This window comes from Flavobacterium gelatinilyticum, assembly GCF_027111295.1.
GTDB lineage: Bacteria > Bacteroidota > Bacteroidia > Flavobacteriales > Flavobacteriaceae > Flavobacterium > Flavobacterium gelatinilyticum.
Genome location: NZ_CP114287.1, coordinates 4,091,642 through 4,118,350 on the forward strand (window position 1 = coordinate 4,091,642; position 26,709 = coordinate 4,118,350).

A 26,709-nucleotide genomic window follows, 5' to 3' on the forward strand; every position below is an offset into this window, starting at 1 on the left:
AGACTTCGGGAGTTGACTGTTTTTTGGGAGGAAAAATTAGTTTTTTTAGCTTCGGGCTTTTCATTCCATCTGAGTTAAAAAATAAGAATACCACATAATACGCAACGAACCAAACAAATAACGAATCTACTAAACATTGGAAATACTAATAATATTTTTTCTAATACTACTAAATGGAGTTTTCTCTATGTCTGAAATTGCATTGATCTCGGCTAGAAAAAACCGACTTGAAACTGCTGCTAAAAAAGGAAACAAAAGTGCCAAAACAGCACTTGACCTGGCAAATTCCCCAAACAAATTCTTATCAACCGTACAAATCGGAATTACCTTAATCGGAATTTTAACCGGTATTTATTCTGGAGATAAAATCACTGCCGATGTTGAGGTATTTGTTGCGGGTTTTGAAGTTTTAAAGCCTTATGCACACTCAATTGCAGTTGGAATTGTAGTTGTGGTTCTTACTTTTTTCTCTTTGGTTTTAGGAGAATTACTTCCAAAACGTATCGGATTAAATTATCCTGAATCGATTGCCAAAATGGTAGCAATGCCAATGAAAGTTATTTCGATCATTACAGCGCCTTTTATCTGGTTATTGACTTCTTCGACAGATTTTTTACTGAACATTTTTCAGATAAAGCCGACTGCTGACGGAAAAGTGACCGAAGAAGAAATTAAAGCCATTATCAAAGAAGGAACAGAAGTTGGAGAAGTTCAGGAAATTGAGCAGGATATCGTGGAGCGTGTTTTTCATATTGGAGACAGAAAAGTAAGTTCTTTAATGACACACCGAAAGTCTGTAGACATGCTGCCGCTAAATGCAGATAAAACAAAAATTAAAGAATTGGTTGTTCAGGACCTGCACGGCGTTTATCCGGTTTACAATGATAATTACGATGATATTGTTGGGGTTGTAACCCTAAAAAATATTTTTGCGCATATAGAAAATGACAATTTTGATTTGTCTTCAATCATGTCAGATGCGCCTTATTTAATGGAACAGACTACGGCTTATAAAGCTTTGGAAAATTTCAAAAAAACAGGTATTCATTACGCTTTGGTTTCAGACGAATACGGTGTTTTTCAGGGAATGATTACTTTGAATGACATTCTGGAAGCTTTGGTAGGTGATGCTGCTGAGTTTTATAAAGATGAATTTCAGCTTGTAGAAAGAGAAGACGGTTCATGGCTTGTTGACGGACATTATTCGTTACACGATTTCTTAACTTATTTTGAACTGGACGAATTAACAAACGATTACGAAGTAAACACCGTAAGCGGAATGATTATGACCGAACTTTCGCATATCCCAAAAGAAGGCGAAAAATTAGTTTGGCAAAAATTTGTTCTTGAAGTTGTCGATATGGATGGCGTTAAGATTGATAAAGTTTTAGTAAAAGCTTTAAAAGAGTAGAGAGAATTTTGTTTCATGTTTAAAGTTTCAAGTTATTGCGTTGTGCAGACTTGGAACCTGAAACCTGAAACTTTTAGATAAAAAAAAACAATGACAGAAGGAAATTTTGTAGATTACGTTAAGATATATGTTTCATCCGGAAAAGGAGGAAAAGGTTCTACGCATTTACATAGAGAGAAATTTATTGAAAAAGGCGGTCCGGACGGAGGAGATGGAGGTCGCGGCGGACATGTGTATCTAGTGGGGAATAAAGGACTCTGGACATTATTTCATTTAAAATTTGCCCGTCACGTAAAAGCGGGACACGGAGGTGACGGAGGTTCTGACAGAAGTACCGGTGCTGATGGAGAAGATAAAATTATCGAAGTGCCTCTAGGAACTGTTGTAAAAGACAAAGAAACCGGAGAAACACTTTTTGAAGTTACAGAACACGGAGAAAAAAAGATTCTGGCAAAAGGAGGAAAGGGAGGTTTAGGAAACTGGCATTTTAGAAGTTCGACAAACCAAACGCCTCGTTATGCACAGCCAGGTCTTCCTGGACTTGAAATGGATGTGATTCTGGAACTTAAAGTTCTGGCAGATGTTGGACTCGTTGGTTTCCCGAATGCCGGAAAATCTACTTTATTGTCTGTATTAACATCAGCAAAACCAAAAATTGCCGATTATCCGTTTACGACTTTAAAACCAAATTTAGGAATCGTAGCATACAGGGATTTCCAGTCTTTTGTAATTGCGGATATTCCTGGAATTATTGAAGGTGCAGCCGAAGGGAAAGGTCTTGGACATTATTTCCTTCGCCATATTGAGCGTAACTCAACTTTGTTGTTTTTAATTCCTGTTGATACAGCTGATATTAAAGGAGAATACGATATTTTAGTTAATGAATTAACGAAATACAATCCGGAAATGCTGGATAAAGAGCGTCTGGTTGTTATTTCAAAATGCGATATGCTTGATGACGAATTAAAAGCAGAACTAAAAGCGGAGCTTGACGTAAGTTTTAAAGATGTTCCGTATATGTTTATTTCGTCTGTTGCCCAGCAAGGCCTGACAGATTTGAAAGACAGACTTTGGAAAATGCTTAATGAGTAAAATTATTTGCTTTAAAATATAAAACCCGACAATAACAAATTGTCGGGTTTTTTACTTTTTGCGCGAAAAAACAAAAAGTAACGGATTTACTTTTTAACTAAAATCCTAAAAATTATAATCCAAAGTTTTTAGAAACTCCAATGCTTATTGATTTTCCAAAATTGAATCCGAAATTCTCTTTTCTTGGGGTAAAGTCCCCTTTCTGATTGTCATAATTTATTCCCCCGATAGAAAAGTTTAGACCAAATCCGTTTTTCATGTTAATAAACAAAGCAGGAGTAAAGCTGGCATACATTCCTTTTGCATTATCATATGAATCGTTTTGGTAACCTGCGCCTAAATCTCCGTATACAGAAAATAAATCAGATAAAGGAACGGCATAACGTACAAAACCGCCAATTTTGTAAGTGTCAGTTTTCTCGTATCCGCTAAGTTTCTCGCTTCTGATCGCAGCATCAGCTCCGATAGTCCATCTGTCAGCAAACTGATACCCTACTTTTGGAGAGAACTCAAATGTTTCAAATTTAGAATCTCCTGTTTTTTCCAAAGAGTATCCAACATTACCACCTACTAAAAGTGAATTTTTTTGTGCGCTTGCAATTGTTGAAATAAGGATTGCAGCTGCAAATAATAATTTTTTCATGCTTATTTTTATTTTTAATTCTGCAAACATAAAACAAATTAAATTGTAAGAAAAAGTCTTTTATTTTATTTTTTAAAAGAAAGTATATTTTTACAAATAAGATTGTGGTTTGATTTTTAAATTTGGGAAAGGAAAAGCTTTTATTTGTTTTAGCTGCTTTTTCCTGATGTTTTTAAGATTTTATCTGCGATAACAATAAATTGAGAAATTCGCAAAATCAGCAATCTATTGGTTTATTATGTTTTGTTTTTGAATGGATAGACTGTTTTTTTTGCGAAAATGAGTTATATTCGCAGAACTTAAATAAAATAACATGAAAAAAATAGTTTTATTCTTGACTATGTGTCTCATGGCTTTTCCTGTAAGGGCTGATGAGGGAATGTGGTTCCTGATGTTTATCGAAAGATTAAATCACAGGGATATGCAAAAAATGGGCTTACAATTAACAGCCGAAGAAATTTACAGTATTAACAATCATAGTTTAAAAGATGCGATTGTACAGTTTAATGGAGGCTGTACAGCTGAAATCGTTTCTAAAAACGGTTTGGTGTTAACCAATCACCATTGTGGTTATAATGCGATTGCAGAACTTTCGACTGCAGAGAAAAATTATCTGAAAGATGGTTTTTGGGCAAAAGAAAAAAGTGCCGAAATGAAACCTAAATCTTTATACGTTCGTTTCTTTGTTCGTATGGATGATGTTTCTAAAAGAATTTTATCAAAAGTAAATGATGCAATGACTGAAACTGAAAGAAATAAAATCATTCAGCAGGAAATTGCTTTGATCGAAAAAGAAAACAGCGAAAATGGAAAATACACTGTTTCTGTTCGTCCTTTCTTTCAGGGAAATGAATATTACTATTTCGTTTACCAGGATTACACAGACGTTCGTTTAGTAGGAACACCGCCGGAAAGCGTTGGTAAATTTGGAGGAGATACAGATAACTGGGAATGGCCTCGCCAGACAGGAGATTTCTCTATGTTTAGAGTATATGCTGATAAAGACGGAAATCCAGCCGCTTACTCTAAAGACAATGTGCCTTTAAAACCAAAGCATTATTTGCCGGTAAGTTTAAAAGGGGTAAAAGAAAATGATTTTGCAATGATTTTAGGATATCCGGGAAGAACAAACCGCTGGATGCCGGCAGGAGGAATTGAGCAGAATATTAAATTTGCTTATCCTGCATGGGTTGAAGGTGCTAAAACCGGAATGGATGTAATGAAAAAGTATATGGATAAAGATGCTACTGTTCGTTTACAGTACGCTTCTAAATATGCTTCGACTGCAAATTACTGGAAAAACCGTCAGGGTATGATTGATGCTTTAACAAAAGCAGGAACAGTAGATACAAAAGCAGAGCAGGAAGATAAATTCTATGAGTGGGCAAGTAAACCGGCTAATAAAGAGAAATACGAAAACGTAATTCCAACTATTAACGATTATTACAGAGAAACAAACTTAAAAGCGCGTCATGATAATTATTTAATGCAGCTTTTACGTACTTCAAGCTACGCAACAGGTCCTGCTAATTTAGGAAATGCATTAATCGCATATTTCAATGAAAATGATGCTAAAAAAGCAGAAATGCTTCCTAAGATCAATTCAATGATCGAAAGTATTTACGGTGAATTCTATGAGCCGTTAGAAAAAGATATTTTAATTGCACAGTTAAACTTATATGCTGCAAAAGCTTCTGAATATGGTTTAGCAACTCAAATTGCAGCTATGAAAGCGGCTAACAATGGTGATTTTACATCAGATGTTAATAAAGGTGCTGAAATGAGTTATTTTTCATCTAAAGAAAAAATTCAGGCATTTATGGCTAATCCAAAACCATTGGCAATTGTACATGATCCTTTGTATATTATTTCTAATGATTTATTGACTAAATACCGTACTAAAACAGACGATCAGTCAAAAGCAGATGATGGTTTTGCCATTGCTTACCGTAAATTAGTTGAAGGTTTAAGAGAATCAAAATTAAACGCAATTAAATATCCGGATGCCAACTCTACTTTAAGATTAACTTACGGAAAAGTACGCGCTTTACCTGCTGATCCTCGCAACGATGCTGCGATCAATAACTATACTACTATGGAAAGCATGGTGAAAAAGTATAAAGCAGGAGATCAGGAATTTGATTTGCCGTCTCGTTTATTAGAGTTGAACAAGAAAAAAGATTACGGACAATATGCTGATAAAGCAGGATATATGCCGGTAAACTTTTTAACTGATAACGATATTACAGGAGGAAATTCTGGTTCACCGGTTCTTAATGGAAAAGGAGAATTAGTAGGAATTGCTTTTGATGGAAATATCGAAGCTATGGCCGGAGATGTTATTTTCGATTCTAATTTACAAAGAACTATTAACGTTGATATTCGTTATGTACTTTGGATTATCGATAAATACGCGGGAGCTAAAAACATTATTGATGAATTGACGATTGTGAAATAATCTCAATTTTTTATAAAATTAAACCCGACAAGTCCTGGAACTTGTCGGGTTTTTTATTTTTTTCCGTCGCGAATTCACGTGTTTTTTCCATACGATTCCTGTGATGGTAAACTCTAAAGTAATTCAGGAATAATTTTGATAAGTCCGTAAATTACTTCGTCAGTTCGCTGTCGCTTGGGTTGCGGTGGCATCTTTTTAAATTTTAATCAACCGTAACTCTGATTCCTTTTGTGTGGCTTGCAAATTCCGGAGCGTACATGCTTTGAATCGTTGTGATTCCGTTTGAGAATTCACCGCTGTTGTTTACACGAATGTCGTATTCGAGGATATAAGTTCCTTTTTTTATTCGATCAAAGAAGAAATGTGTTGCAGCATCTTTTGTACTCATATAATATCCTAATCCATCTTTGTATTTATATTCCGAAAGAACATTTACAGGTTCAAAACAAGAAGCCCGCATATCTTTTAAATGAATATATTCTACATCTTCTCTGGCGGTAATAATTAAACGGACAGTAACTAAATCCCCTGTTTTTAAATGATTTTTAGCCGTAATTTTTTCCAATTGATTTCCTTCTAAAGTGTTTTTCTTTAAATACAATTCTTTGGAAAGATTTAACCCTGAACCCGAATCATTTTTTATTTTTTCCAAATCTTCAAAATACTGCCAGTACACACCGCCATAACCCGGAACTTTAGATTTGTTTTCAATTTTTATCGAAGCCATTTCTTTTTTGATTTCATCGGCTTTCCAATTTAGTTTGATGTAACCGGTTTCAGCTTCTTTTTCGTTTTCGGATAATTTTTTGGTCATGATTTTTTCATCTCCCAATTTTATAATTGTATTATCTTTTATAGAAAGCCAGCCGGTTCCCTGCATCAATAAGGCATAAACGGCCTCTGTGGTTGATTTTGTGGTAGGCCAGTTTTTGGTTTGTTTATTTTTTAATAACCAGACTTTCATTGCATCTACAGATTTTGTGTCGTTATTTATTTCGGCGAAAGCCTCAATTAGTAAAGCCTGAGTTTCTATAGGCGCCTGATACCAATACCATCCGGCTTTGTTGGCAATCCAGTACATTCCCCAGTCTTCGTTGTTCGAAGAAGTTTCTTTTAAACTCTCAAGAATTTTTTTCGCACTGTCTTTTTCTCCAAAACGGTTTAAAGTCAATGCAGCCAGTCCTTTTTCATAGATAGAATAGTTGAGCCAGTCTTTTTTAGCCGTTTCAAGATATAGTTTCGTCGCTTTTTTTAGTGTATCAGAAAGCGGATATTTCTCTAAATAAAAACTTCTGGTATATAAATAATGAAGATCAGAATACGGATTGAACCAAATGAGCTTTTCTGATGCTTTTAAATCTCTGGTTCTTGCTTGATGATATTCTAAAAATTTACGGTCTATAAAGGGTATTCCGGTTTTAGCAATTTCTTCAATTTTGGAATTATTAGTGTTTTTGCTGAGTCTTTCCAAATGTCCTAAACCAGCCAGAATATGTCTGGTAATATATTCGCTTTCGTCGCTTCCGTCAAACCAGCTAAATCCGCCTGAAGGTTTTTGCTTTTGTTTTAATTTTTCAAAAATACTTTCCTGTGAAGATTTCATTTTTTCTAAATCAAATAAAAGAGATAGGTTCTTTTTCTTTTCGTCTTCATTTTGTGCATCCTGAATCCACGGAGTTTCGGCGAGAATAAGTGATTTTAGCTCTTCGTTTTCTTCAAGTTTAGAAGCTGGTTTTCCTTTTTTTCTCCACTCTTCAAAAACAGCTGCAATTTTAGGATTATTTGAAATGATTTCAGTAGCCAAAGCATTCGCATAAAATCTTGCAAAAGTCTGTTCGGCACATTCATGCTCGTATTCCATTAAATAAGGAAGTGACTGAATTGCCAGCCAGGTTGGGTTAGATGTATATTCAAAAGTAAACAGATGGTTTCTTAAAGTTGTCGACGTATTGTTTTTTAAGTTCTCAAACGTATATTCTTTCGCTGAATTCTCACGAACCCAAACCGGAATACTTTCTGTTACGAGCATAGTATTGGTTAGAACAGGAATTATACTTTCTTCTCCATCCGAAAAATTACCAGCTTTGGCTGCGATTTTATACTGAACGCCTTGTAAACCTTCGGGAATTGTGATTTTCCAGTTTGCGATTGTATTTCCGTACGCCGGAATTGTAAAGTTTTTAATATTTTGTGCGTTGAGCATTTTTGCATCAATTGGTTCCATAGTTACGGCATCAAAAAACTGCAGACTGGCGATTCCGGTTTTTGCTTCAGCGGTAACATTTGAGATCTTGGCACTTATTACAATGGTATCTTTTTCTCTTAGGAAACGCGGTAAATTCGGCATAACCATTATTTCTTTTTGGGTAATTACGCTTTTCTCCAGATAACCTGAAACAGCATCTTTATTATGCGCCAGTAAACGAAGTTTCCATGCAGTCAAGGATTCGGGAGAAGTAAAGTTGAAACTTACTTTTCCTTTAGCATCGGTTCTTAAATCAGGAAAAAAGAACGCGGTTTCAGAAAGGTTTTTTCTGGCTTTAACCTGGTTTAGTTCCTCGAGGGCATTTTTGGTTGTGATGATGATTACGCCATTTGATGCTTTTGATCCGTAAGAAGCTAAGAGGTTTTTATCTTTTACCACAGAGATGTCTAGTATGTCTTGTGTTTTTAGACTTTTAAAATCAGTTTGAGAGATTATTTTGCCGTCAAGAATAAATAAAGGAGAAGAGTCTCCTATATCGGCGGCACCTCTAATTTGAATTCCCGAGGCCATTCCGCTAACCATTTCTGCCATAGAGCTACTGCTGAAAACACCTTCGTCTTCTTCTCCTTCTTCTATCACCTGCGATTTTATTGCAACTACTGATGCGGTCATAGATTTTTTTTTCTGTGTTCCGTAAGCTGTAACAACAACTTCTTGTAATTTACTTGTGTTTTCGATTAAGCTGATGTCAATTGTTTTTTTATTACCTACTTTGACAGACTCAGTGTCAAAAGCTAAGTATGAAAATATAAGTTCTTCTTTTGGAGCAGCTTCAATTTCATAATAACCGTCAAAATCACTGCTTGTCATTCTTTGAGTTCCTTTAACGGTAATTGAAACCCCTGGAAGACCTTCATTATTTTGATCTGTAATAATTCCCGAAATCATTTTGGCATTTGCCGGTTTTGGGATTTTCTTATTCAGCTGTTTTTGATATTCCTGCTGCTGTTTATAAGAATTACTTGTTGTATTGAAATTGAATCCAAACCAGATTAATTTAAGCGCTTCATCTTTCAATATAATACGATTCGAACGTTTGTTTAAATTTTGAAACGGAATGTACAGTTTTTGTGAGCCAAGCATAGATTTAGTATTAACCTGCATGCTGTACGAGTCATTGATGTTTAGTAAATTCCAGTTCTGTTTGGTAAATTGATCCAAAGAGCTGTCGTACATAGATGCCAGAATTTCAGCTTCATTTTTTGTTCCTGAAGCATTTAGTTTAAATGACCAGTTTTCTTTAATTCCGGGTTCCAGTTTGTTTCTAAAAGTTTGTACATCGAATTTTAATTCTGGAGTTTCTGATTTTAGAAATACATATAAATTGCTGTTGAATTTTTCGTTTTCAAAAACAGATTCAAAATTGAATGTAAGAGCATTTTGAAATTCTTTTTGAATAGGAATCTTAACCATAGTTTCATTGTTTTTCAAATGATAAGTTTCTTCTGAAAAAACATTGTTGTCAAAGCTTCCTGTGGCTGTTATGTAAAGTTCGGGAATAACGGAGGTTATTTTTAACTGAACAAAACCGTCTTTTTTTGGATCTGTATTGATTTGCGAAACAGTAAAAAGTTTATCGGTGTCAAATTTGTCTCTGCTTTGTTTGATGGTAACATTTGAAATGTCTTCTATTAAATTGTCATAACTGTCTTTTGCAGAAAAAACAATCTTGTAGTTTCCGGATTTATAATCTGAAATAAAATCGAGAGGAAGGATTTTGTCTTTCTCTGTATCGATATTTTTAGAATAAACGAGTGTTTCTTTTATTTCCTCTTTTGGATTTTCGTTGTTTTCAAAAGGAAATAATTGTTCGAAGTCCTCTTTTGTGATGTCTTCAAAATCCGGTTTGTTGAAAATTCTGGTTTTAAATTTTGTTGATGACGGATTTACAAAATAGATTTTCAGTTCTCCTTTTGCAGCTAAAAATTCATCGTTTAAATTGGTACTGTGAAGCTTTATTACGTTTTTATTTTTTGTTTCAATCTGAGTATCAACAGCTGCTTCTAAGTCAAGATTATGATAGCCTGCTTTTAGAATTGTTTCCGCGTCATGTGTTTCACCGTTTATATCGGTAACTGAAACTTCAATTTCATAATTGAAAACAGGAAGGTTTTCTTTTATACTGTTTTTAGAAGGAAGAGCCGTAAAATCAATTGTAAATTTCCCCGAAGAATCGGTTGTAGTTTCTCCCTCAGCTATGGTTTCACGTTCTTCATAAGCATAAAAACGTCTTGAATAATTGGTAAAACGAGTTATTGAGTAGGTTACTTTTGCATTAGAAATACTGCTTCCTGCAAAAGCCTTAGCGCTTCCTTTTATTTTAACGGACTGGTTGATCTGATAATTTCCTTTCTTAGCATCAAATACAACTTCAAATTTAGGACGTTTGTATTCTTCAACCTTAAAAGCAATATGTGAATTTTCAAAATCAATATTTTCCCAAAAAGAATCTTTCTTTTTATTCTTATTATAATTTTTACTGTTTTTATTAGTATTGGGTTCTTCGGCATTTAAGGTAAAGCGGCCTGTAAGTCCGTTGTTAGGAAGCATAAAATCGCCTGAAAATGATCCGAATTCATTTGTAGTTACATCAAATTCTGTAAAATCGTTTCCTTTTGCGTCATCAACGATAATTGTGAAAGTAGTATTGGGAACTACTTTTTTTGTTGCTTTATTTTTAAGAACAGCAATTCCTTTGTAATAAACTTTTTGACCGGGACGATAAATAGCACGGTCAAGATATAACTCAACTTTTAGATTTGATAACTTTTCATCTTCCTCATATTTGTATCTGCCATTGTACGGGATATAGCCTTTTTGAACAGAAAGAGTGTCATTCTCAGTTGTTATGAGAATAGGATCATTTCTGTAGTTTTCTTTTTTGTTAGTATAAAGAGCAGTGCCGTTTTTGTTTGTTTTAATTTTAAAAACGTCATTTTTAATTACAGCATTTTCTACAGGTTTTCCGGTTTTTCGATCCACAACCTGATAGCTTTCTCCTTTACTGCTTTGACTTGCCAGTGCAGTAAGGTTAGAAACAGTCATGGTTTCAAATGTATAAGTCTTTTTTTCTTCTGTATCTGAATCACTTTCAAAACAAACTAAGTAGGATCCCTTTTTTAATTGAGGGAGCAGCACCTCGGTTGAATATTCAAAAAAGTCCTTTTTATCTTTAAGTACGTATAATTTTGCAGCCGAGGGTTGTACTTTTTGAATAATATCATTTCTGAGACTGTCTTTTTTTCTGCCGTATTTTTCTAATTCTAAAAGTTGTTTGTTTGCAATTTTAAAGAAAGAAATTTTTAAATGGGCAGCATTTTTATGTCTTATTAAAGCTCTCGTATTTTCCTGTTCATAAGTATATTTTTGAAGCTCGGCACGAAGTGATTTATAAAGTATATTTTCTTTTTTTTGATAGGCTAATCTGTAAGCATTTGATCTAACGCCGCTGTTCAGAATGCTGTCCAGTAAACTAATCGCTTTTATGTTATAATCTGGATGTAATTCTTTTGAAGCATTTTGAGTGTAAAAAACTGCTTTTTCAAACTGTATTTTTTGAGTTAATGAAAGATCACTATTCTTTTTTTGCAGAGTATTCAGCGCATGGATGTAATCTTCGTTTACAACGAGCAGGTATTTTTTGCAGAATTCAATTCGGTTCCAAAGATTTTCTAAATCAGGATTGTTCTTTTCCTGTTTTTGATATAATTGAAGAACAGTTTTGATTCTCTCATTTGTTAGTAATCCAAAATCAGCATTTATAAAATCATTAGATTCTCCTAGCAGAACTTTTTTATATTCATTATAATCATTTTTTTGAAAAGTATATATGTCAATTCTGCTTGTACAAATACTGATATTTTCTTTTACAATAAAGTCAAAGAGATTTTGCTTTTTGAATTTTTCTAAAACAGGATAGTCAAAAATCAATTCATATTTTGTTAAAGGAGTATTTTTTAAGATATTTTCATTCTCCAGACTTTGCTTTAAAATGGCAGTAATCTGATTAGTTAAATTCTTTTCGGTCCAGGTTAGGAAATTATCATCAATAGTTTCAAGGTTGGTGCGCTGCCTTATTTTATATTCATTTAAGCTGAAATAATCATTTAGACATTTAGCATAAACTACATTTAAAATAGCTTTTGAAGGAATAGATGCTTGATCTTTAATCGATTTGAGGTTGTCGATAATCTTAGCCTGTGCATTTTCTTCGAGAGTCTGGATGTATTTTGACTGAAAGAAAAAGCATTTTATCATTTGTACTTCATCTTTTTCTAAAACAGCTTTTTTGTAGATTTTCTCCACTATTTCATTTGCTGATTTTATTTTGCCTTCGTTTTCAAAAGTCATAACGTTCTTCCAGTTTCTATCATTTTGCTGCGCAAATGCAATTGTAGAAAGGAATAGAAAAGCAAGTAATATTTTTTTCATAAAGTAGTTTTAGAATATAGAGGACTTTTAGAAGATAAAGGTTGGGAAGATTAAAAATAATTTTCGTACAAAGTAGTAATTTATCAGTAAATGCAATAAGAGATTTTATATTTCTTATTTTTGAAGCATGAAAAAACTGCTCATCATTCTGTTAATTCTCCCAATATATGGCTGGGCTCAGACTAATTTTGAAAAGGCAGAAAAATTGTTTCATTCTAAGAAGTACAATGAAGCAGAAGTTCTTTTTGAAGGAATTTTAAAAAGCAGTCCATCTGATATAAAAACACTGGAATATTTGGGTGAAATAGCAGGGCATCAAAAATCCTGGGTAAAAGGAGCGGCATATTTTAAAAAACTAAAAACATTAAAACCCAATACAGCAGATTATTTCTTTAAATATGGAGGCTGTCTGGCTATGAGGGCGGTAGAAGTAAACCGGTTAAAAGCTTTTACTATGGTAGGAGACATGAAAGAGGCTTTTGAAAAAGCAATTGAACTAAATCCGAAGCATGTTCAGGCAAGATGGGCTTTAATCGAAATATATTTGCAACTGCCCGGCATTTTGGGAGGCAGTGAATCCAAAGCTATTGCATATTCTAATGAACTGGCTCAGTTTTCGCCTGTTGATGGGTATTTATCTAGAGGCAGGATCGAAGATTATTTTAAAAGATACAATCTGGCCGAGAAAAATTATAGGAAAGCACATGAAATTGGCAATTCAAAAGTAACATTTCAAAAATTATATAATTTATATTTGAACAAATTAAAAGACCCTAAAAAAGCAGGGGAATTAAAACAAAAATTCGAATCATCATAACTCAATTGCAATAGTACGTTTGACAGTCTATTTTGATTGGGATTTTTATAAAAATGGATTTTAAATGAAAACACATTTTATCGCTATTGGCGGCAGCGCGATGCACAATTTGGCATTGGCATTACATAATAAAGGATATCAGGTTACAGGAAGCGACGATGCTATTTTTGAACCTTCAAAATCAAGACTGGAGAAAAAAGGAATTCTTCCTGCAGAGATGGGATGGTTTCCTGAGAAAATAACTTCGGATATTGATGCCATTATTTTAGGCATGCACGCAAAAGCTGATAACCCTGAATTATTGAAAGCACAGGAATTAGGATTGAAAATTTATTCGTATCCTGAATTTTTATACGAGCAGTCTAAAAATAAAACGCGTGTGGTAATTGGAGGTTCACACGGTAAAACAACCATTACTTCAATGATTTTGCATGTAATGCACTATCATAATATTGCGGTAGATTATATGGTAGGGGCACAGTTGGAAGGTTTTGACACGATGGTGCATCTTACGGAAGAAAATGATTTTATGGTTCTGGAAGGCGATGAATATTTGTCATCTCCAATAGACCGTCGTCCAAAGTTTCATTTATACCAGCCAAATATTGCTTTAATTTCAGGAATTGCATGGGATCACATTAATGTTTTTCCAACGTATGAGAATTATGTAGAGCAGTTTGAGATCTTTATAGAAAAAATTACCAACGGTGGTATTTTGGTTTATAACGAAAATGATTCTGAAGTGAAACGTGTTTCAGAAGCTGCAGCAAATCCAATTCGTAAACTGCCTTACCATACTCCGGAATATTCTGTAAATGATGGCGTGACTTTATTAAAAACTCCGGAAGGCGATATGCCAATCGAAGTTTTTGGCGCGCATAATTTAAATAACCTTGCCGGAGCAAAATGGATCTGCCAGAATATGGGAGTTGACGAAGCTGATTTTTACGAAGCTATTGCCAGTTTTAAAGGTGCCTCTAAACGTCTTGAAAAAATAGCAGAAGGAAAAGGAAAAGTTGCCTATAAAGATTTTGCACACTCACCAAGTAAAGTTGCCGCAACGACTAAAGCAGTTAAAGAACAATACCCGGATAGAACTTTAGTTGCCTGTCTGGAATTACACACCTACAGCAGTTTAAATGCCGAATTTTTAAAAGAATACGAAGGTGCTTTAGAATATGCCGATACAGCAGTTGTATTTTATTCTCCGGATGCTGTAAAAATTAAACAGCTTGAAGAAGTGACTTACGAGCAGATTGCAAAAGCTTTTAATCGCGAAGATTTAGTAATTTATACCAATCCAGCTGAGTTTAAAGAATATTTATTCAATTTAAATCTGGATAATTCTGCCCTTTTATTAATGAGTTCAGGAAATTACGGAGGTTTGAATTTTGATGAAGTAAAAGGTTTAATAGAGTAATTAATCAATTAGAAAATTTTATAAGGTGCCAATTGTTATGCAGTTGGCACTTTTTTTTTATCTATTTCCTAGTTTGAGATTTCTTCTCCAAATTTATAATGTCCCGCGATTTTGTACTTAAATAAACAATCTTCTAAAACTTGCCCGCGGCCAACATTATGAACGATTAAATTTCTCTTTCCATCTTTGGATTTTTTGTTGGTTACAATTCCAATATGAGGCAATTTTTCATTAATAAGCCAGGTTACGATTTCTCCGGTTTTATAATCTTTCGGATTTTTTGTAACAGATAGTTTTGAACCTTTTCTTTCAAAAAATGTTTCAAGGTTTGGTACTCTTCGATGATCAATATTGGTATCGGTTTTGGTTAGTCCCCATTTTTTAGGATAAACAGCGAAATTTTCAAGCATATCTTCATGAACTTCCTGCTGTAAGTCTATATTTAATTTGCGGTAAGAACGAATTATAACATCTGTACATACCCCTTTATTTTTAGGCACATCTCCGTTTGGATATTGTATGCTGAAATAAGCAGGATCATAATCGATAGAAGGATCGATTATTGAGATTGAGGCTTGAGAAAGTTTTTCTGAAAAAGTATCTGCGATTGAATCGTTGCCGTTTAAGAAAGTATTTGTTTCTTTTTGATGGCATGAAATAAAATTAACAAAAACTAGAAGAAGCGTTAGTTTTTTCATTGTGAATAGTTTACGTTGCAAAGTAAGGGAATTTGAAATGAACAAAAGTTTTTGAATGATTTTTCTTTCTTTTTAATTTATATTCGCTCCTTGAAAATTTTATTTTATGGAACCAACTTACTTTGCTATAAAACACTGGGCTGATGATGACAAACCTCGTGAAAAATTAATGCAGAAGGGGAAAGAAGCATTAAGTAATGCCGAATTGATTGCGATTTTGATTGGATCCGGAAGCCGAAAAGAATCTGCTGTTGATTTAAGTAAACGCATTTTGGCCAGCGTTGAGAATTTAAATGCTTTGGGAAAAATGACGCTTACTCAGTTAATGAAGTTTAAAGGAGTAGGGGCAGCTAAGGCTGTAACGATCATTGCTGCTTTAGAATTAGGAAGACGGCAAAGATCAGAAGATGTGCTGAAACTTAAAAAAATAACATCAAGCAAAAATGTTTTTGAAATTATGCAGCCTGTTATAGGAGAACTGCCCCATGAAGAATTTTGGGTGCTTTTTCTGAATAATTCGAATAAGATAATTTCTAAATCGCAATTAAGCAAAGGAGGTATATCGGCAACTGTTGTTGATGTAAGGCTGGTTTTTAAAATGGCTCTCGAAATTGGTGCTACAGCCTTGATTTTGTGCCATAATCATCCATCAGGTTCATTGATTCCAAGTGAAGGTGATAAGGAGATTACAAAAAAGATGAAAATTGCAGGAAATAGTTTAGATGTTAAAATTTTAGATCATATCATCATTACTGAAACAAAATATTATAGTTTTGTAGATGAAGGAATATTTTAATCTATGAATACCAATATAACCGACATCTTTTTTGATTTAGATCATACGCTATGGGATTTCGATAAAAACTCTGAAATGGCTTTTGACCGAATCTTTAAAAGTAAATATGCCGAAATTAAAACAGAGGATTTTATCAAAGAATATCTGCCGATTAATCAGGAATGCTGGCGATTGTATCAGAATGATTTAATCACTCATGAAGAATTACGTTATAACCGTTTGAAGCTTTCTTTTAATGCATTGAATTATGTGATTTCAGATGAAAATATTCTTCAGATTGCCAATGATTATATAGAATTCCTGACAGATAATAATTACTTGTTTGACGGAGCTATCGAAGTATTGGAATATCTTAAACCGAAATACAGACTGCATATTATAACCAATGGTTTTGCTAATGTTCAGGACAAAAAAATAGCAAATGCTGCTCTGGGAGGTTATTTTACCACAATTACAAATTCGGAACTGGCTGGTGTAAAAAAGCCAAATAGTATTATCTTTGATTATGCTGTTAATCTGGCTCAGTCCTCAAAAGAAAACAGTATTATGATTGGTGATGATTTCGAAGCTGATATTAATGGTGCATTAAATGCCGGTTTAGATGCCATCTTTTTTAATATTAGAAATATTGATACGCCTAAAGATTTTAAACAAATTAACCATTTATTAGAACTAAAAAAATATCTATAGCTATGAAAATAAAAGTTTTATTGACTTTTCTATTGTGTTCGGTTGTTGGATTTTCACAATCAATAAACGACTACAAAGGTGTTATTATACCTTTGAAATATGAATTTATGAAATCAGATAACCAGTACAGACTGGCAACATTAACGAAACAGAACTTGCAGAAAGCAGGATTTGAGGCTTATTATATAAACGAAACACTTCCTGCCGGTTTTGGCGACAGATGTGATTTGTTATACATCGATGTAAAAAGAGATAATGGATTTTTGGTAACTAAGCTTTACGTTGAGTTTAAAGATTGTTACGGAAAAGTAGTCTACACATCTGAGATAGGGAAAAGCAGGGAAAAAGAATATGAAGTGGCGTATAAAGAAAGTTTAGACAATGCTTTTGTCTCTGTCATTGGCCAGCATTACAAGTACAACGGAAAAACTATTGCTGCATCAAGAGAGACTGCGGCTGCAACAACTCCTGCTGTTTCAAATACTCCTACTCCTGTCACTGCAACAGTTGCAGCTCCGACTGTAAATCTTTCAGATCCTAATTTGTTATATGCACAGCCAACAGAAAACGGATATCAATTGATTGATAAAACGCCAAAAGTTGTAATGAAACTTTTAAAAACATCTCGTCCTGATTCTTTTATAGCTATTAAAGAAGGAATTCAGGGATCTTTAAATGCCAAGGATAATCAATGGTATTTTGAGTATTACCAAAATGACAAACTAATTTCTGAAAAAGTTTCAGTTAAGTTTTAGATTTTAGATTTTAGATTTTAGATTAAGAAGGTTAAGAACCTCTATTTCTATTTAAAACAATAAAATAAATAAGGAAGTTTAATATCCATATTTATCTTTCCAGCGGTTCTTTAAGAATTCACGGGTACTGTTCTCTCTCGAGTTGTTTCCTGGATTGTAAAGAACCGTTTCTTTTACGGCATCCGGAAGAAATTCCTGCTCGGCAAAATTATTGGCATAGTCATGCGAATATTTGTAATCTTCGCCATAACCTAATTCTTTCATAAGTTTTGTAGGAGCATTTCGCAGATGAATAGGAACAGGCAAATCTCCGGTTTGTTTTACTAATTGCTGCGCACTGCCTATGGCTAAATAAGAAGCATTGCTTTTTGGCGAAGTTGCCAGATAAATGGCGCATTGGCTTAAAATAATGCGGCTTTCAGGATAACCAATAGTGGTAACAGCCTGAAAAGTATTGTTTGCCATTATAAGAGCAGTAGGATTGGCGTTGCCAATATCTTCACTGGAAAGGATCAGCATCCTGCGGGCGATAAATTTTACATCTTCGCCTCCTTCAATCATTCTGGCAAGCCAGTAAACAGCTCCATTAGGATCACTGCCTCGTATAGATTTTATAAAAGCAGAAACAATGTCATAATGCTGTTCTCCTGTTTTATCATACAAAACAGTATTTTGCTGTACAAGTTCCAGTACGCGGTCATTGGTAATGGTTACAGTGTCGCCGGCAGAAGCATTAATTACAAGTTCAAATACATTTAGCAGTTTTCTTCCATCGCCTCCTGAGATCCTGAGTAAAGCTTCAGTTTCTTTTAAATTGATTTTTTTAGAAGCAAGGTAACTGTCAACTTTCATAGCACGGTATAAAAGTGCCTCGAGATCAGCTTTTGTAAAGGCATTTAGTATGTAAACCTGGCAGCGGGATAATAATGCGGGAATTACTTCAAAACTGGGATTCTCGGTTGTGGCGCCAATAAGTGTAATCCATCCTTTTTCTACTGCTGCCAAAAGTGAATCTTGTTGTGATTTGCTAAAACGATGAATCTCGTCAATAAATAGTATAGGATTTTTGGCAGTAAATAAACCACCGCTTTGTTTTGCTTTGTCGATTACTTCGCGAATATCTTTCACACCTGAATTAATGGCGCTTAAAACATAAAACGGACGTTTGGATTCCTGAGCAATAATTTGTGCCAAAGTAGTTTTTCCGGTTCCGGGCGGGCCCCAAAAAATTAAGGAGGGAATTATTCCTTTTGAAATTTGTTGTGTCAATGATCCATTTGGTCCAACCAAATGATGCTGACTAACATAATCTTCTAATTTCTGTGGGCGGATTCGTTCTGCTAAAGGTGCTTCCATTTTGTAAAATTACTATTTTCAGTTTTTATTGAAGAAATTTTAAGGGCTTTTAACCTTTTTTTGCTGATTATAATTTTTTTGACCAAACTGACAAAATATCAGTACGAAGTTATTGGAAAGTTTTTTGATGTGAACCTTAAAAATCAAAATTTCTAAAAATGAATGATAACCAATTTAAGTTTTCAACTTCGGTTGTGGGATTGCCTATTCTTTTTGTTTTATTACTTTGGATAGTGTATTGGGTTCAGATTCGGTTTGACTTTGATTTTTATCAGAACGGAATTTATCCCCGAGACCTTTCAGGTTTACAGGGCATTGTGTTTAGTCCTTTTATACATGAAAATTTAGATCATTTATATAACAATTCCCTGCCGCTTTTAATACTTCTGGCCGCAATGCCCTATTTTTATCCAAAGCAGACTTTTGGTGTTATTGTTTATGGAATATTGTTTTCCGGATTCATAACATGGTTAATTGGCCGTACAAATTTTCATATTGGTGCCAGCGGATTAATTTATGTTTTGGTTAGTTTTATTTTTTTTAAAGGCCTGCAGACTAAGTATTATAGATTAGTCGCCTTGTCTCTAGCGGTTATTCTAATTTATGGCGGAATGATATGGTACATTTTTCCAGATGTAGATCAGTCTATTTCGTGGGAAGGACATCTTGGCGGACTGATCAGCGGCTTTGTTTTAACCCAATATTATAAAACCCCGGAATATTCAAAACCTTTAATTTATGACTGGCAGTTTCCTGATTTTGATCCACAATCAGATCCTTTTATGAAACACTTTGATGAAAACGGAAACTTTGTTAATACTAAACCAGAAGAGGAAGTTGAAGAAGGAAATGATTATTTTACTTCAAACTATCCCGTTCGGTATATTGTAACTAAGACAGAATCAGAAGATAAAGAGGATTAGAGATGGTGTTTTTAGATTAAAAGATTAAATTTGTTGTCATCAACCCATTTAATTATTGTATCATGAAAACATTTACTTATTTAATTTTATTGGGGTTTGTTTCTTTTAATGCTAATGTTTTGGCTCAATGTGAAATTAAAAACAAAATTCAGGCCGATGGGAGTATGGTATATTTTTTTGATCCGGCTGTCTTTTATACTACCAAATCAAAATCTTTAAAAATTAATATTCTTACAGATAAGGAACATTATTTTATAGCATTGCAACCAACACCTTTTCCAAATAGAAAAGAGGGTAAAAAGATCAAAGACGATTTAATAATAATTCTCGCAGATAACAATACTTATACTTTGTCACATTATGATACGGAATATCGTAACAACGATTCGATAATGCAGGTTTTGTATTTAATGGACAAGAAAGATGTTGAAGCTTTTTCTAATTACGAAGCCAAGACTGCCAGAATAAATATGCAGGGAACCGAGTTTGTGAGGGATTACAATTTTAAACTGCGCAAAGGGGCAATTATGGAACAATTAAAATGTTTTCGTAAAGAAGAGTAGGTGGTCTTAATCTTCTTCCTGATGTTTGTTGTGGATGTTGTCCACTATTTTCTTTTTGATGTTTCGCAGAAGATTGTTGAAACTGATATTTAATGAAGCGGCATTCATTATTTGATTTCCCTGATTTCTTGGCAGGTATTCATTGGCATAAGTTAATTCGATCTGAATATTATCCGTCAGTAAATAACCGGCGCCAATGTTAAACCGATTTCTGTCAAAGAAGCTTTCTCCGGTAACTTTTGTGCCTGATTTTAAATAAATTTCATCTGATGCGACACCATAAATAACACCTTCTCTTAAAACTTTGCTGTTTATGGGCTGGATGTATTTTATCTGCTGACGGTATCTAAAAACATTTTCATAATCACCATCCTGATTTCGCATATGACGAAATTCAGCCCTGCTCCGTGTGCTTAAAGTATAGCCGGTTTTATGGAAATAATAGATTCCCTGTAAGGCAAACCGCCACTCCGGCGATTCAAACTGTCCGATCTCCGGAACATCCTTGTTGCTGTAATAAGCTGTAAAAGCTGACAATTTCCATCTTGGAGAAAAGTAATGATGAACCCATCCTCGTACAGATCGTTGAATAGTTTTTTCGAATAAATTAGAAGAAGTTTCGGTACTGCTGTGAGTCGTTCCAAGATCTATTTCTGTTGACCATTTTTTACTTATAGACTGATTGAACTGAATTTCATTCCAAAATTGGCCATAAGTAGTATGTTGTCCGTAGCTATTTGTAATGTTAAACAATACAAATAAGCTGCAGACTAAATTAAATAATGATTTTAGAATAGATTTTGAAAGCATTAATTAATAGTATTAATTACTGATTCTAATTCAAATTCCAGCCAATGTTTTTTTTTATTTTCTCTGACGAACGGCTTCGTATAAAAATGCCCCGCAGGCAACAGAAACGTTTAGTGATCCTATTGAGCCAAACATTGGTAATTTTGCTTTTTCATCAACAATTTTAAGAACCGAAGGATTGATTCCTCTGTCTTCAGAACCCATGATAATTGCTAATGGTTCATTTAATGATATATCGTAAATATTCTGATCTGTTTTTTCGGTAGCAGCTACTGTTTTTATGCCAGATCCCTGAAGATAAAAAATAGCATCTTTAATATGTTCAACTTTGCAGATAGGAACATTAAAAACAGCCCCGGCAGAAGTTTTAACAGTATCACCATTTACAGGTGCTGATCCTGCTTTTTGAACTATAATTCCGTTTACACCAGTACATTCGGCAGTTCTAATAATAGCGCCAAAATTACGCGCATCAGAAATCTGATCTAATATTAAAAACAAAGGTTTAGATCCGGATTCAACAGTTGATTCAACCAGATGTTCCAGCTCAATAAACCCAATTGGAGAAATGGTTGCAACCGCCCCTTGGTGATTGTTTGGAGTTAGTCGGTTTAGCTTTTCAACCGGTACGTATGAGAAATTAATGTTGGCACGTTTCATTACCTTCATCAAATCCTTCATTAACTCTCCGGAGATATCTTTCTGAATAAATACTTTGTCAACTTCTTTACCAGCCTGAATAGCTTCTATAATGGCTCTTATGCCGAATATTTGGTGTTCTTTTTCCATGGAACAAATATAGGTATTATGTTTATATAAAAAAACCACTCTGAATTAACAGAGTGGTTTAGTGTATTTATACTTGAGATTAAATTAGAATTTATCCCAGAATAATTTTGTAGTTAACAAATCTCCACCAATTGCATCAGAAGCTGCTTTCCAGTTAGAGTTGTTTGCTTGCTGCTCAAGAACAGGGTAAGCCATTCTTACAGGAACTTTTCCCCCAGCATTGTTGATAGCTGTCGGAGGAGCCAATAGAACAGGGAAGTCTAATCTTCTCCAGAAATTCCAAGAAGTTAACGCTTGGTTAAACATCGCTACCCAAGCTTGCTCTCCAATTGATTTTTTCCAGTTTGTAGCATCATATGGATTAGCTGCAAGATAAGTTGCAGCTTCTGCTGCTGTACCGCCCCATTCTAAGATAGAAGCAGTAACCGCTGTGTTATATGATGCAACAGCTGCACCCGTATTCCAACGAGCATTAGCCTCAGCAACGTAAAAAGCAACTTCTGTATAGTTTAAAATAACACCAGGAGTTGTAGGAGTGTAAGCGAACTCTCCAATGTGAGAGAATTCTACGAACTCACCACCTTGACCAATTGTCTGTCCTATGTAGCCTTTTCCAGGTACTTCGTCATAGTAATGGCTGATTCTAGGATCATTCGATGCTAGCATATAATCAATTAATGTTTTACCTGCTATAAAGTCTTCTCTACCACTAGCTTCCAAATTTTCATACAATGGATTGTAGTTTGGAGAAGCTTCTAAGTATTGTAATTGGCAATTATCCGAAGGAGAGGTCATTACTCCTGCAGCAATAGCAGAAAGAGCAGTTGTTTGTGCTAAAGTGGGATTTGAATCAGCTATTCCAATCGCAAGCTTCAGTTTTAATGAGTTAGCAAATGTAATCCATTTTGCAATAGCTCCGCGGTAAAATTTATCACCAGAATCAAAAGTTGCAAAGCCAACGGAAGAAGTGTCTAAATTAGCTAAATCAGTGTTTATTCTTTTAATCAGATCTTCATAAATAGTTGCTCCATCATCATATGCTGGCAGAGGAAATACAGTAAGGTTTGCTGCCTGCGTATATGGAACATTACCAAATGTGTCAACTAAACGCTGATAAGTAAAAACCTGTAGAATATCAATTATAGCTAGCTGATTTTGTTTGTTTTTTGGCCATCCTAGTTCTTCAGTTGCCGTTGGTTCGTAAGCACTGATGATTTCTTTAGCTCTACTAAGATTGTTTATAACATTTACGTAGTTGATTGAGTAAATTTGATTAGAAACATTTCTATTTGTAAAGTCGTAATTACTTTCATTGACATAAGTTGTTTCCTGCCAATATTGCATTGTTAATCTGAAATTGTTTTCATTTACACTCGGGGTATTTGCATAATCACTCATCTCCTTTTGTGCATAAGTAATTAACGATCCTGGTACAGTGGTGTATGCGCTGTTTGGATCTGTGTTTACATCCTCATTAACACACGCTGTCATAGACAGACCAATTGTTAATATTGCTATGATTTTTTTCATCTTCATTTTTTTTAAAAATTAACTTTGACATTAAAAGAAATATTTCTAGTTGTCGGCATAGGTCCAGACTGGTATCCTTGAGTGTTACCTGAAGATAATCCAGCTTCCGGATCTGCATAAGGAAGGTCTTTGTCTATGATCCATAGGTTGTTACCTATTACACTAAATGAAGCACCTTTTATAGAAGTTCCTAATATGCTTGAAGGTAAGTTGTAAGTTAATACTACCTCTCTTAATTTTACAAATCCTGCATCGTAAACAAACGCAGCAGCAGGTGGATCTGTACCTAAAACTTGGCTAGATTGAGATCTGTCTAATCTTGTTGTGTTTGTTACATATTGTGGCTGACCATTTGTTGGCGTGTAAGCAGGATTTGCCATTACACCTTTTAAAATTTCACCACCACCAGTAGCTAATGTGTTTCTAATAGGGTTTCCTAAGTCGTTAGTTCCAACTGAGTTAGCGTAAATACCTGTTCCGTATCCATAGTATTGGTCAAGAGAGAAAACGCTTCCTCCTTTTTTAACGTCAATTAAGAAACTGAAAGAGATGTTTTTGTAAGAGAATTTATTATTAATACCCCCTGTCCAGTCAGCTTGGTATGTACCAAGTTTATTGTCGGTAGTAGTAGATACTAAGTAAGCGCCATTTTCTCCAATAATTCTGTTTCCGGCATCATCTAATACGTAAGTTGTTCCCCAGATCTGACCATAATCTTGATTAAGAGGAGCGTTTATACTCACACCGCCTTGTAGAGAATTGATATTTATGTTCTCGATACCAGGAGCTAATTCTGTAACTTTTGTATTAGGATTAGACCAGTTCACGTTAATGTCCCAAGCAAAGTTTGCAGTTTTGATAGGTGTAGCATTAAGAGTAACCTCAAATCCTTTTGTAGTTAAAGTACCTGCATTTACAGTATTGAAATTTGATCCTGTAGAAGTTGAAACCGGTAATGGTAGGATTTGATCGTAGGCTTTATTTTGAAACCAAGCGACATCAAATCCTAGTCTGTTATTAGCAAATTGCATATTCAAACCTAATTCAACATTGTCTAATTGCTGTGGTTTTAAATGTGCATTTTTAGCAGTAGTATTGAACGAATAAGATGGAGTTTCAAATGGGTTACGAGCAGTATAAGTATTTAATAATTGATTAGGATCAGTGTCAGAACCTACCTGAGCATAAGCTGCTCTGAATTTACCAAAATTAATAAATTCAACATCTTTTAACCAGTTTGAGAAAACAACACTTCCAGATATTGCAGAATACCAATAAGCATTATTGTCAGCTGGTAAAGCAGAAGATTCGTCTCTTCGAACAGAGCCTTCAAGATAATACGTTCCTTTGTACCCTAATGTTGCCTGACCAAATAAACCAAGAACTTCTTTTCTTGTGTCTATAATTCTAGGCAAAGCTGGAGAAGATAATGAGTTTGAAAGAGTGTATAATCCAGGAATGTATAATCCTCCAGATGTCATTTGCTGATTAATATATCTGCTTTGTACGTTATAGTTGGTACCAAGAACAACGTTAAGGTTTAAATCTTCAGTTAAGTCTTTCTTGTACGTTGCCAAGAAATCGTAGTTTTGTTCACTAATGTCGTATATGTCTAATGCATAACCAGATGGCTGGGCAGGAAGATTTTGACCGTTAGAGTTTGATCCAAGAGTAGCAGGAACTGATCCTTGTGCAATTCTGTCTTCAGTTCTCATGGTAAAACCGTCTGTACCCATTCTACCTGTAAAACTAAGTTCTTTAGAGACATCATATGTTAAGCTTGCATTGGCTGCAAATCTTTTTCTGCTGTCATTGTTATAGTTTTCGTATCTCTGGAAATAAGGGTTGTCCCAGTAGGCTGGAGCAATATCTGCAGCGCTTTTCATATTCCAAGAATAGTTTTGCTGTTTTGCAAAATAGAAGTCTCTTTGCTCTTTGATGTCAACGTTGTTGGCCCACCATTGTCTGAAACCGGCTATCTGGTTACCACCGTATCCAGTTGTATTTCTGTTACGAGTGTTTTGAGCTACATAAGTTGCGTTGAATGTAGAGCTTAATTTATCGTTAAATTTGTAAGTTGCGGCAGCATTGAAGTTATTCTTGCTTAATAATGAATTAGGAAGAATGTCGCTGCTTGTAGTGTTTGCATAAGTTAATCTGTAAGTTGCTTTATCAGTACCTCCACTTAAAGAGATATTGTTTACAGTTGATGTTGCGGTTTCAAAAAATTCAATAGGACCATTTTTAGCAGCTACCCATGGAGTTGCTTGTCCAAACGTTGGAGAACCTGGAACAAAAGCGTCATATTGGTAAACTAAAGATCCATCGTACTTAGGTCCGTAGGAAGCATCATCTCCAGTTCTTGCTCTTGGCTGTCCATTGTAAGTTGAAAATCTTTGTCCGAAATATCCTTGTCCATATTCAGTCTGATATTTTGCAAAAGTGTCTTTGTCAACAGTAGACATAGTGTAAGAAGATGAAAATTCTACAGCCATGTCATTTCTTGCTTTTCCTTTTTTAGTTGTAATGATGATCGCACCATTTTGCGCTCTTGATCCGTAAAGAGCTGTTGCAGCAGCACCTTTTAATACGTTGATCTCAGCGATGTTATTTGGGTTGATATCAGAAGCTGCGTTACCGTAGTCATAACCACCTCTACCGCTTTTTTGATCAGCACTGTTTACGTTGTTGTTAAGAATTGGCACACCGTCCACAACAAATAAAGCCTGGTTATCTCCTAAAAGAGATTTGAAACCTCTAAGAACTACGTTTGTAGATCCTCCAAAGTTAGTACCATTTGTAACATTAAGACCAGCAACTTTTCCTGATAAGTTGTTTACGAAGTTTCCTGTAGGAACAGTTGAAACTTGTTCTGCTGATACTGACTGAGCAGAGTAACCAAGAGATTTTTTCTCTCTTTTAATACCTAAAGCTGTTGTTACTACAACTGCTTCAAGTTCATTTGCGTCAGCACCTAATTTTACATTGATTGGTGATGAACCTGCTGCTACTTCCTGAGTTTTCATTCCGATGTAGCTAAATACCAAAACTTGGCTTGGAGATGCTTTGATAGAGAATTTACCATCAAAATCAGTTTGTGTTCCAGATTTTGTTCCTTTGATCAATACACTAACACCTGGAAGAGGCATACCTGTATTGTCAGAAACTGTTCCTGAAACAGCTCTTTCTTGCGCGAAAGTTAATTGCGCCACTAATGCTAAAAACAGCACTAGGAATCCATTGAACTTTAGTTTCATTTTT

General features: G+C 34.6%; 18 protein-coding genes. 10 read left to right on the forward strand and 8 right to left on the reverse strand.

Annotated elements, in window-relative coordinates; genetic code table 11:
- The first annotated feature begins 136 nt into the window (after positions 1–136).
- Together OZP11_RS17450 and obgE are read left to right on the forward strand one after the other, a co-directional pair.
- Positions 137–1,411, forward strand: coding sequence for a hemolysin family protein (locus OZP11_RS17450; RefSeq protein ID WP_281231822.1), 1,275 nt, complete (start codon positions 137–139; stop codon positions 1,409–1,411).
- Between the two features lie 90 nt (positions 1,412–1,501).
- Entirely contained in the window at positions 1,502–2,503 is a 1,002-nt protein-coding gene (gene obgE, locus OZP11_RS17455) for a GTPase ObgE (protein WP_281231823.1), read from the forward strand.
- Positions 2,504–2,615: 112 nt separating this feature from the next.
- Here obgE and OZP11_RS17460 read toward each other — a convergent pair whose 3' ends face one another.
- Positions 2,616–3,146, reverse strand: a complete 531-nt coding sequence (locus tag OZP11_RS17460) for an outer membrane beta-barrel protein (RefSeq protein WP_281231824.1) — start codon at positions 3,144–3,146, stop codon at positions 2,616–2,618.
- Positions 3,147–3,459: 313 nt separating this feature from the next.
- Between OZP11_RS17460 and OZP11_RS17465 the strand changes: the two genes are divergently transcribed.
- Positions 3,460–5,604 (forward strand): S46 family peptidase, encoded by a 2,145-nt coding sequence (locus OZP11_RS17465; protein ID WP_281231825.1) that lies wholly within the window; start codon positions 3,460–3,462, stop codon positions 5,602–5,604.
- A 202-nt stretch (positions 5,605–5,806) separates the two neighbouring features.
- On the opposite strand, the gene OZP11_RS17470 is transcribed toward OZP11_RS17465, so the two are convergent.
- Entirely contained in the window at positions 5,807–12,301 is a 6,495-nt protein-coding gene (locus OZP11_RS17470; protein WP_281231826.1) for an alpha-2-macroglobulin family protein, read from the reverse strand.
- Between the two features lie 127 nt (positions 12,302–12,428).
- Here OZP11_RS17470 and OZP11_RS17475 point away from each other — a divergent pair, with 127 nt between their 5' ends.
- On the forward strand, positions 12,429–13,118 hold the full coding sequence (locus OZP11_RS17475; protein WP_281231827.1) for a tetratricopeptide repeat protein: 690 nt from the start codon (positions 12,429–12,431) through the stop codon (positions 13,116–13,118).
- Between the two features lie 64 nt (positions 13,119–13,182).
- A complete protein-coding gene (locus OZP11_RS17480; protein ID WP_281231828.1) occupies positions 13,183–14,538 on the forward strand; it encodes a UDP-N-acetylmuramate--L-alanine ligase in 1,356 nt (451 codons plus the stop codon).
- Positions 14,539–14,606: 68 nt separating this feature from the next.
- On the opposite strand, the gene OZP11_RS17485 is transcribed toward OZP11_RS17480, so the two are convergent.
- Positions 14,607–15,236 carry a DUF1287 domain-containing protein gene (locus tag OZP11_RS17485; protein WP_281231829.1) on the reverse strand — a complete coding sequence of 210 codons (630 nt, stop codon included), beginning with the start codon at positions 15,234–15,236 and terminating at the stop codon, positions 14,607–14,609.
- Between the two features lie 106 nt (positions 15,237–15,342).
- Here OZP11_RS17485 and radC point away from each other — a divergent pair, with 106 nt between their 5' ends.
- Genes radC through OZP11_RS17500 form a run of 3 tightly spaced genes read left to right on the forward strand, consistent with a single transcriptional unit; the run spans position 15,343 to position 17,477 of the window.
- The gene (radC, locus tag OZP11_RS17490; RefSeq protein WP_281231830.1) at positions 15,343–16,032 is read left to right on the forward strand and encodes a RadC family protein; all 690 of its coding nucleotides are present in this window, start codon (positions 15,343–15,345) and stop codon (positions 16,030–16,032) included.
- A 3-nt stretch (positions 16,033–16,035) separates the two neighbouring features.
- Positions 16,036–16,722, forward strand: coding sequence for a YjjG family noncanonical pyrimidine nucleotidase (locus OZP11_RS17495; RefSeq protein ID WP_281231831.1), 687 nt, complete (start codon positions 16,036–16,038; stop codon positions 16,720–16,722).
- Positions 16,723–16,724: 2 nt separating this feature from the next.
- Entirely contained in the window at positions 16,725–17,477 is a 753-nt protein-coding gene (locus OZP11_RS17500; RefSeq protein WP_281231832.1) for a hypothetical protein, read from the forward strand.
- Positions 17,478–17,555: 78 nt separating this feature from the next.
- Here the strand turns inward: OZP11_RS17500 and OZP11_RS17505 are convergent, their stop codons facing one another.
- Entirely contained in the window at positions 17,556–18,833 is a 1,278-nt protein-coding gene (locus tag OZP11_RS17505; RefSeq protein WP_281231833.1) for a replication-associated recombination protein A, read from the reverse strand.
- 158 nt (positions 18,834–18,991) lie between these two features.
- Between OZP11_RS17505 and OZP11_RS17510 the strand changes: the two genes are divergently transcribed.
- Together OZP11_RS17510 and OZP11_RS17515 are read left to right on the forward strand one after the other, a co-directional pair.
- Positions 18,992–19,756, forward strand: coding sequence for a rhomboid family intramembrane serine protease (locus tag OZP11_RS17510; RefSeq protein WP_281231834.1), 765 nt, complete (start codon positions 18,992–18,994; stop codon positions 19,754–19,756).
- Positions 19,757–19,818: 62 nt separating this feature from the next.
- Positions 19,819–20,319 (forward strand): hypothetical protein, encoded by a 501-nt coding sequence (locus tag OZP11_RS17515; protein ID WP_281231835.1) that lies wholly within the window; start codon positions 19,819–19,821, stop codon positions 20,317–20,319.
- A gap of 6 nt (positions 20,320–20,325) precedes the next feature.
- Here the strand turns inward: OZP11_RS17515 and OZP11_RS17520 are convergent, their stop codons facing one another.
- The 4 genes from OZP11_RS17520 to OZP11_RS17535 all read right to left on the reverse strand — a co-directional run bounded on the left by OZP11_RS17520 (position 20,326) and on the right by OZP11_RS17535 (position 26,705).
- Entirely contained in the window at positions 20,326–21,129 is an 804-nt protein-coding gene (locus OZP11_RS17520) for a DUF2490 domain-containing protein (RefSeq protein WP_281231836.1), read from the reverse strand.
- Positions 21,130–21,183: 54 nt separating this feature from the next.
- Positions 21,184–21,918: a 23S rRNA (guanosine(2251)-2'-O)-methyltransferase RlmB gene (gene rlmB / locus OZP11_RS17525; protein ID WP_281231837.1), complete on the reverse strand. Its 735-nt coding sequence runs from the start codon at positions 21,916–21,918 to the stop codon at positions 21,184–21,186.
- An 84-nt stretch (positions 21,919–22,002) separates the two neighbouring features.
- The gene (locus OZP11_RS17530; RefSeq protein WP_281231838.1) at positions 22,003–23,448 is read right to left on the reverse strand and encodes a SusD/RagB family nutrient-binding outer membrane lipoprotein; all 1,446 of its coding nucleotides are present in this window, start codon (positions 23,446–23,448) and stop codon (positions 22,003–22,005) included.
- 11 nt (positions 23,449–23,459) lie between these two features.
- Complete coding sequence (locus OZP11_RS17535; protein WP_281231839.1) at positions 23,460–26,705, reverse strand: SusC/RagA family TonB-linked outer membrane protein; 3,246 nt, start codon at positions 26,703–26,705, stop codon at positions 23,460–23,462.
- Between the last annotated feature and the right edge of the window lie 4 nt (positions 26,706–26,709).

What these genes read in the sequence shown, in the direction of transcription:
- OZP11_RS17510 (WP_281231834.1), top strand. Translation starts at nt 18,992, where the DNA reads ATGAATGATAACCAATTTAAGTTTTCAACTTCGGTTGTGGGATTGCCT.
- radC (WP_281231830.1), top strand. Translation starts at nt 15,343, where the DNA reads ATGGAACCAACTTACTTTGCTATAAAACACTGGGCTGATGATGACAAA.
- OZP11_RS17520 (WP_281231836.1), bottom strand. Translation starts at nt 21,129, where the DNA reads ATGCTTTCAAAATCTATTCTAAAATCATTATTTAATTTAGTCTGCAGC.
- OZP11_RS17480 (WP_281231828.1), top strand. Translation starts at nt 13,183, where the DNA reads ATGAAAACACATTTTATCGCTATTGGCGGCAGCGCGATGCACAATTTG.
- OZP11_RS17495 (WP_281231831.1), top strand. Translation starts at nt 16,036, where the DNA reads ATGAATACCAATATAACCGACATCTTTTTTGATTTAGATCATACGCTA.
- OZP11_RS17465 (WP_281231825.1), top strand. Translation starts at nt 3,460, where the DNA reads ATGAAAAAAATAGTTTTATTCTTGACTATGTGTCTCATGGCTTTTCCT.
- OZP11_RS17535 (WP_281231839.1), bottom strand. Translation starts at nt 26,705, where the DNA reads ATGAAACTAAAGTTCAATGGATTCCTAGTGCTGTTTTTAGCATTAGTG.
- OZP11_RS17530 (WP_281231838.1), bottom strand. Translation starts at nt 23,448, where the DNA reads ATGAAAAAAATCATAGCAATATTAACAATTGGTCTGTCTATGACAGCG.
- OZP11_RS17515 (WP_281231835.1), top strand. Translation starts at nt 19,819, where the DNA reads ATGAAAACATTTACTTATTTAATTTTATTGGGGTTTGTTTCTTTTAAT.
- OZP11_RS17485 (WP_281231829.1), bottom strand. Translation starts at nt 15,236, where the DNA reads ATGAAAAAACTAACGCTTCTTCTAGTTTTTGTTAATTTTATTTCATGC.
- OZP11_RS17460 (WP_281231824.1), bottom strand. Translation starts at nt 3,146, where the DNA reads ATGAAAAAATTATTATTTGCAGCTGCAATCCTTATTTCAACAATTGCA.
- rlmB (WP_281231837.1), bottom strand. Translation starts at nt 21,918, where the DNA reads ATGGAAAAAGAACACCAAATATTCGGCATAAGAGCCATTATAGAAGCT.
- OZP11_RS17470 (WP_281231826.1), bottom strand. Translation starts at nt 12,301, where the DNA reads ATGAAAAAAATATTACTTGCTTTTCTATTCCTTTCTACAATTGCATTT.
- obgE (WP_281231823.1), top strand. Translation starts at nt 1,502, where the DNA reads ATGACAGAAGGAAATTTTGTAGATTACGTTAAGATATATGTTTCATCC.
- OZP11_RS17475 (WP_281231827.1), top strand. Translation starts at nt 12,429, where the DNA reads ATGAAAAAACTGCTCATCATTCTGTTAATTCTCCCAATATATGGCTGG.
- OZP11_RS17500 (WP_281231832.1), top strand. Translation starts at nt 16,725, where the DNA reads ATGAAAATAAAAGTTTTATTGACTTTTCTATTGTGTTCGGTTGTTGGA.
- OZP11_RS17505 (WP_281231833.1), bottom strand. Translation starts at nt 18,833, where the DNA reads ATGGAAGCACCTTTAGCAGAACGAATCCGCCCACAGAAATTAGAAGAT.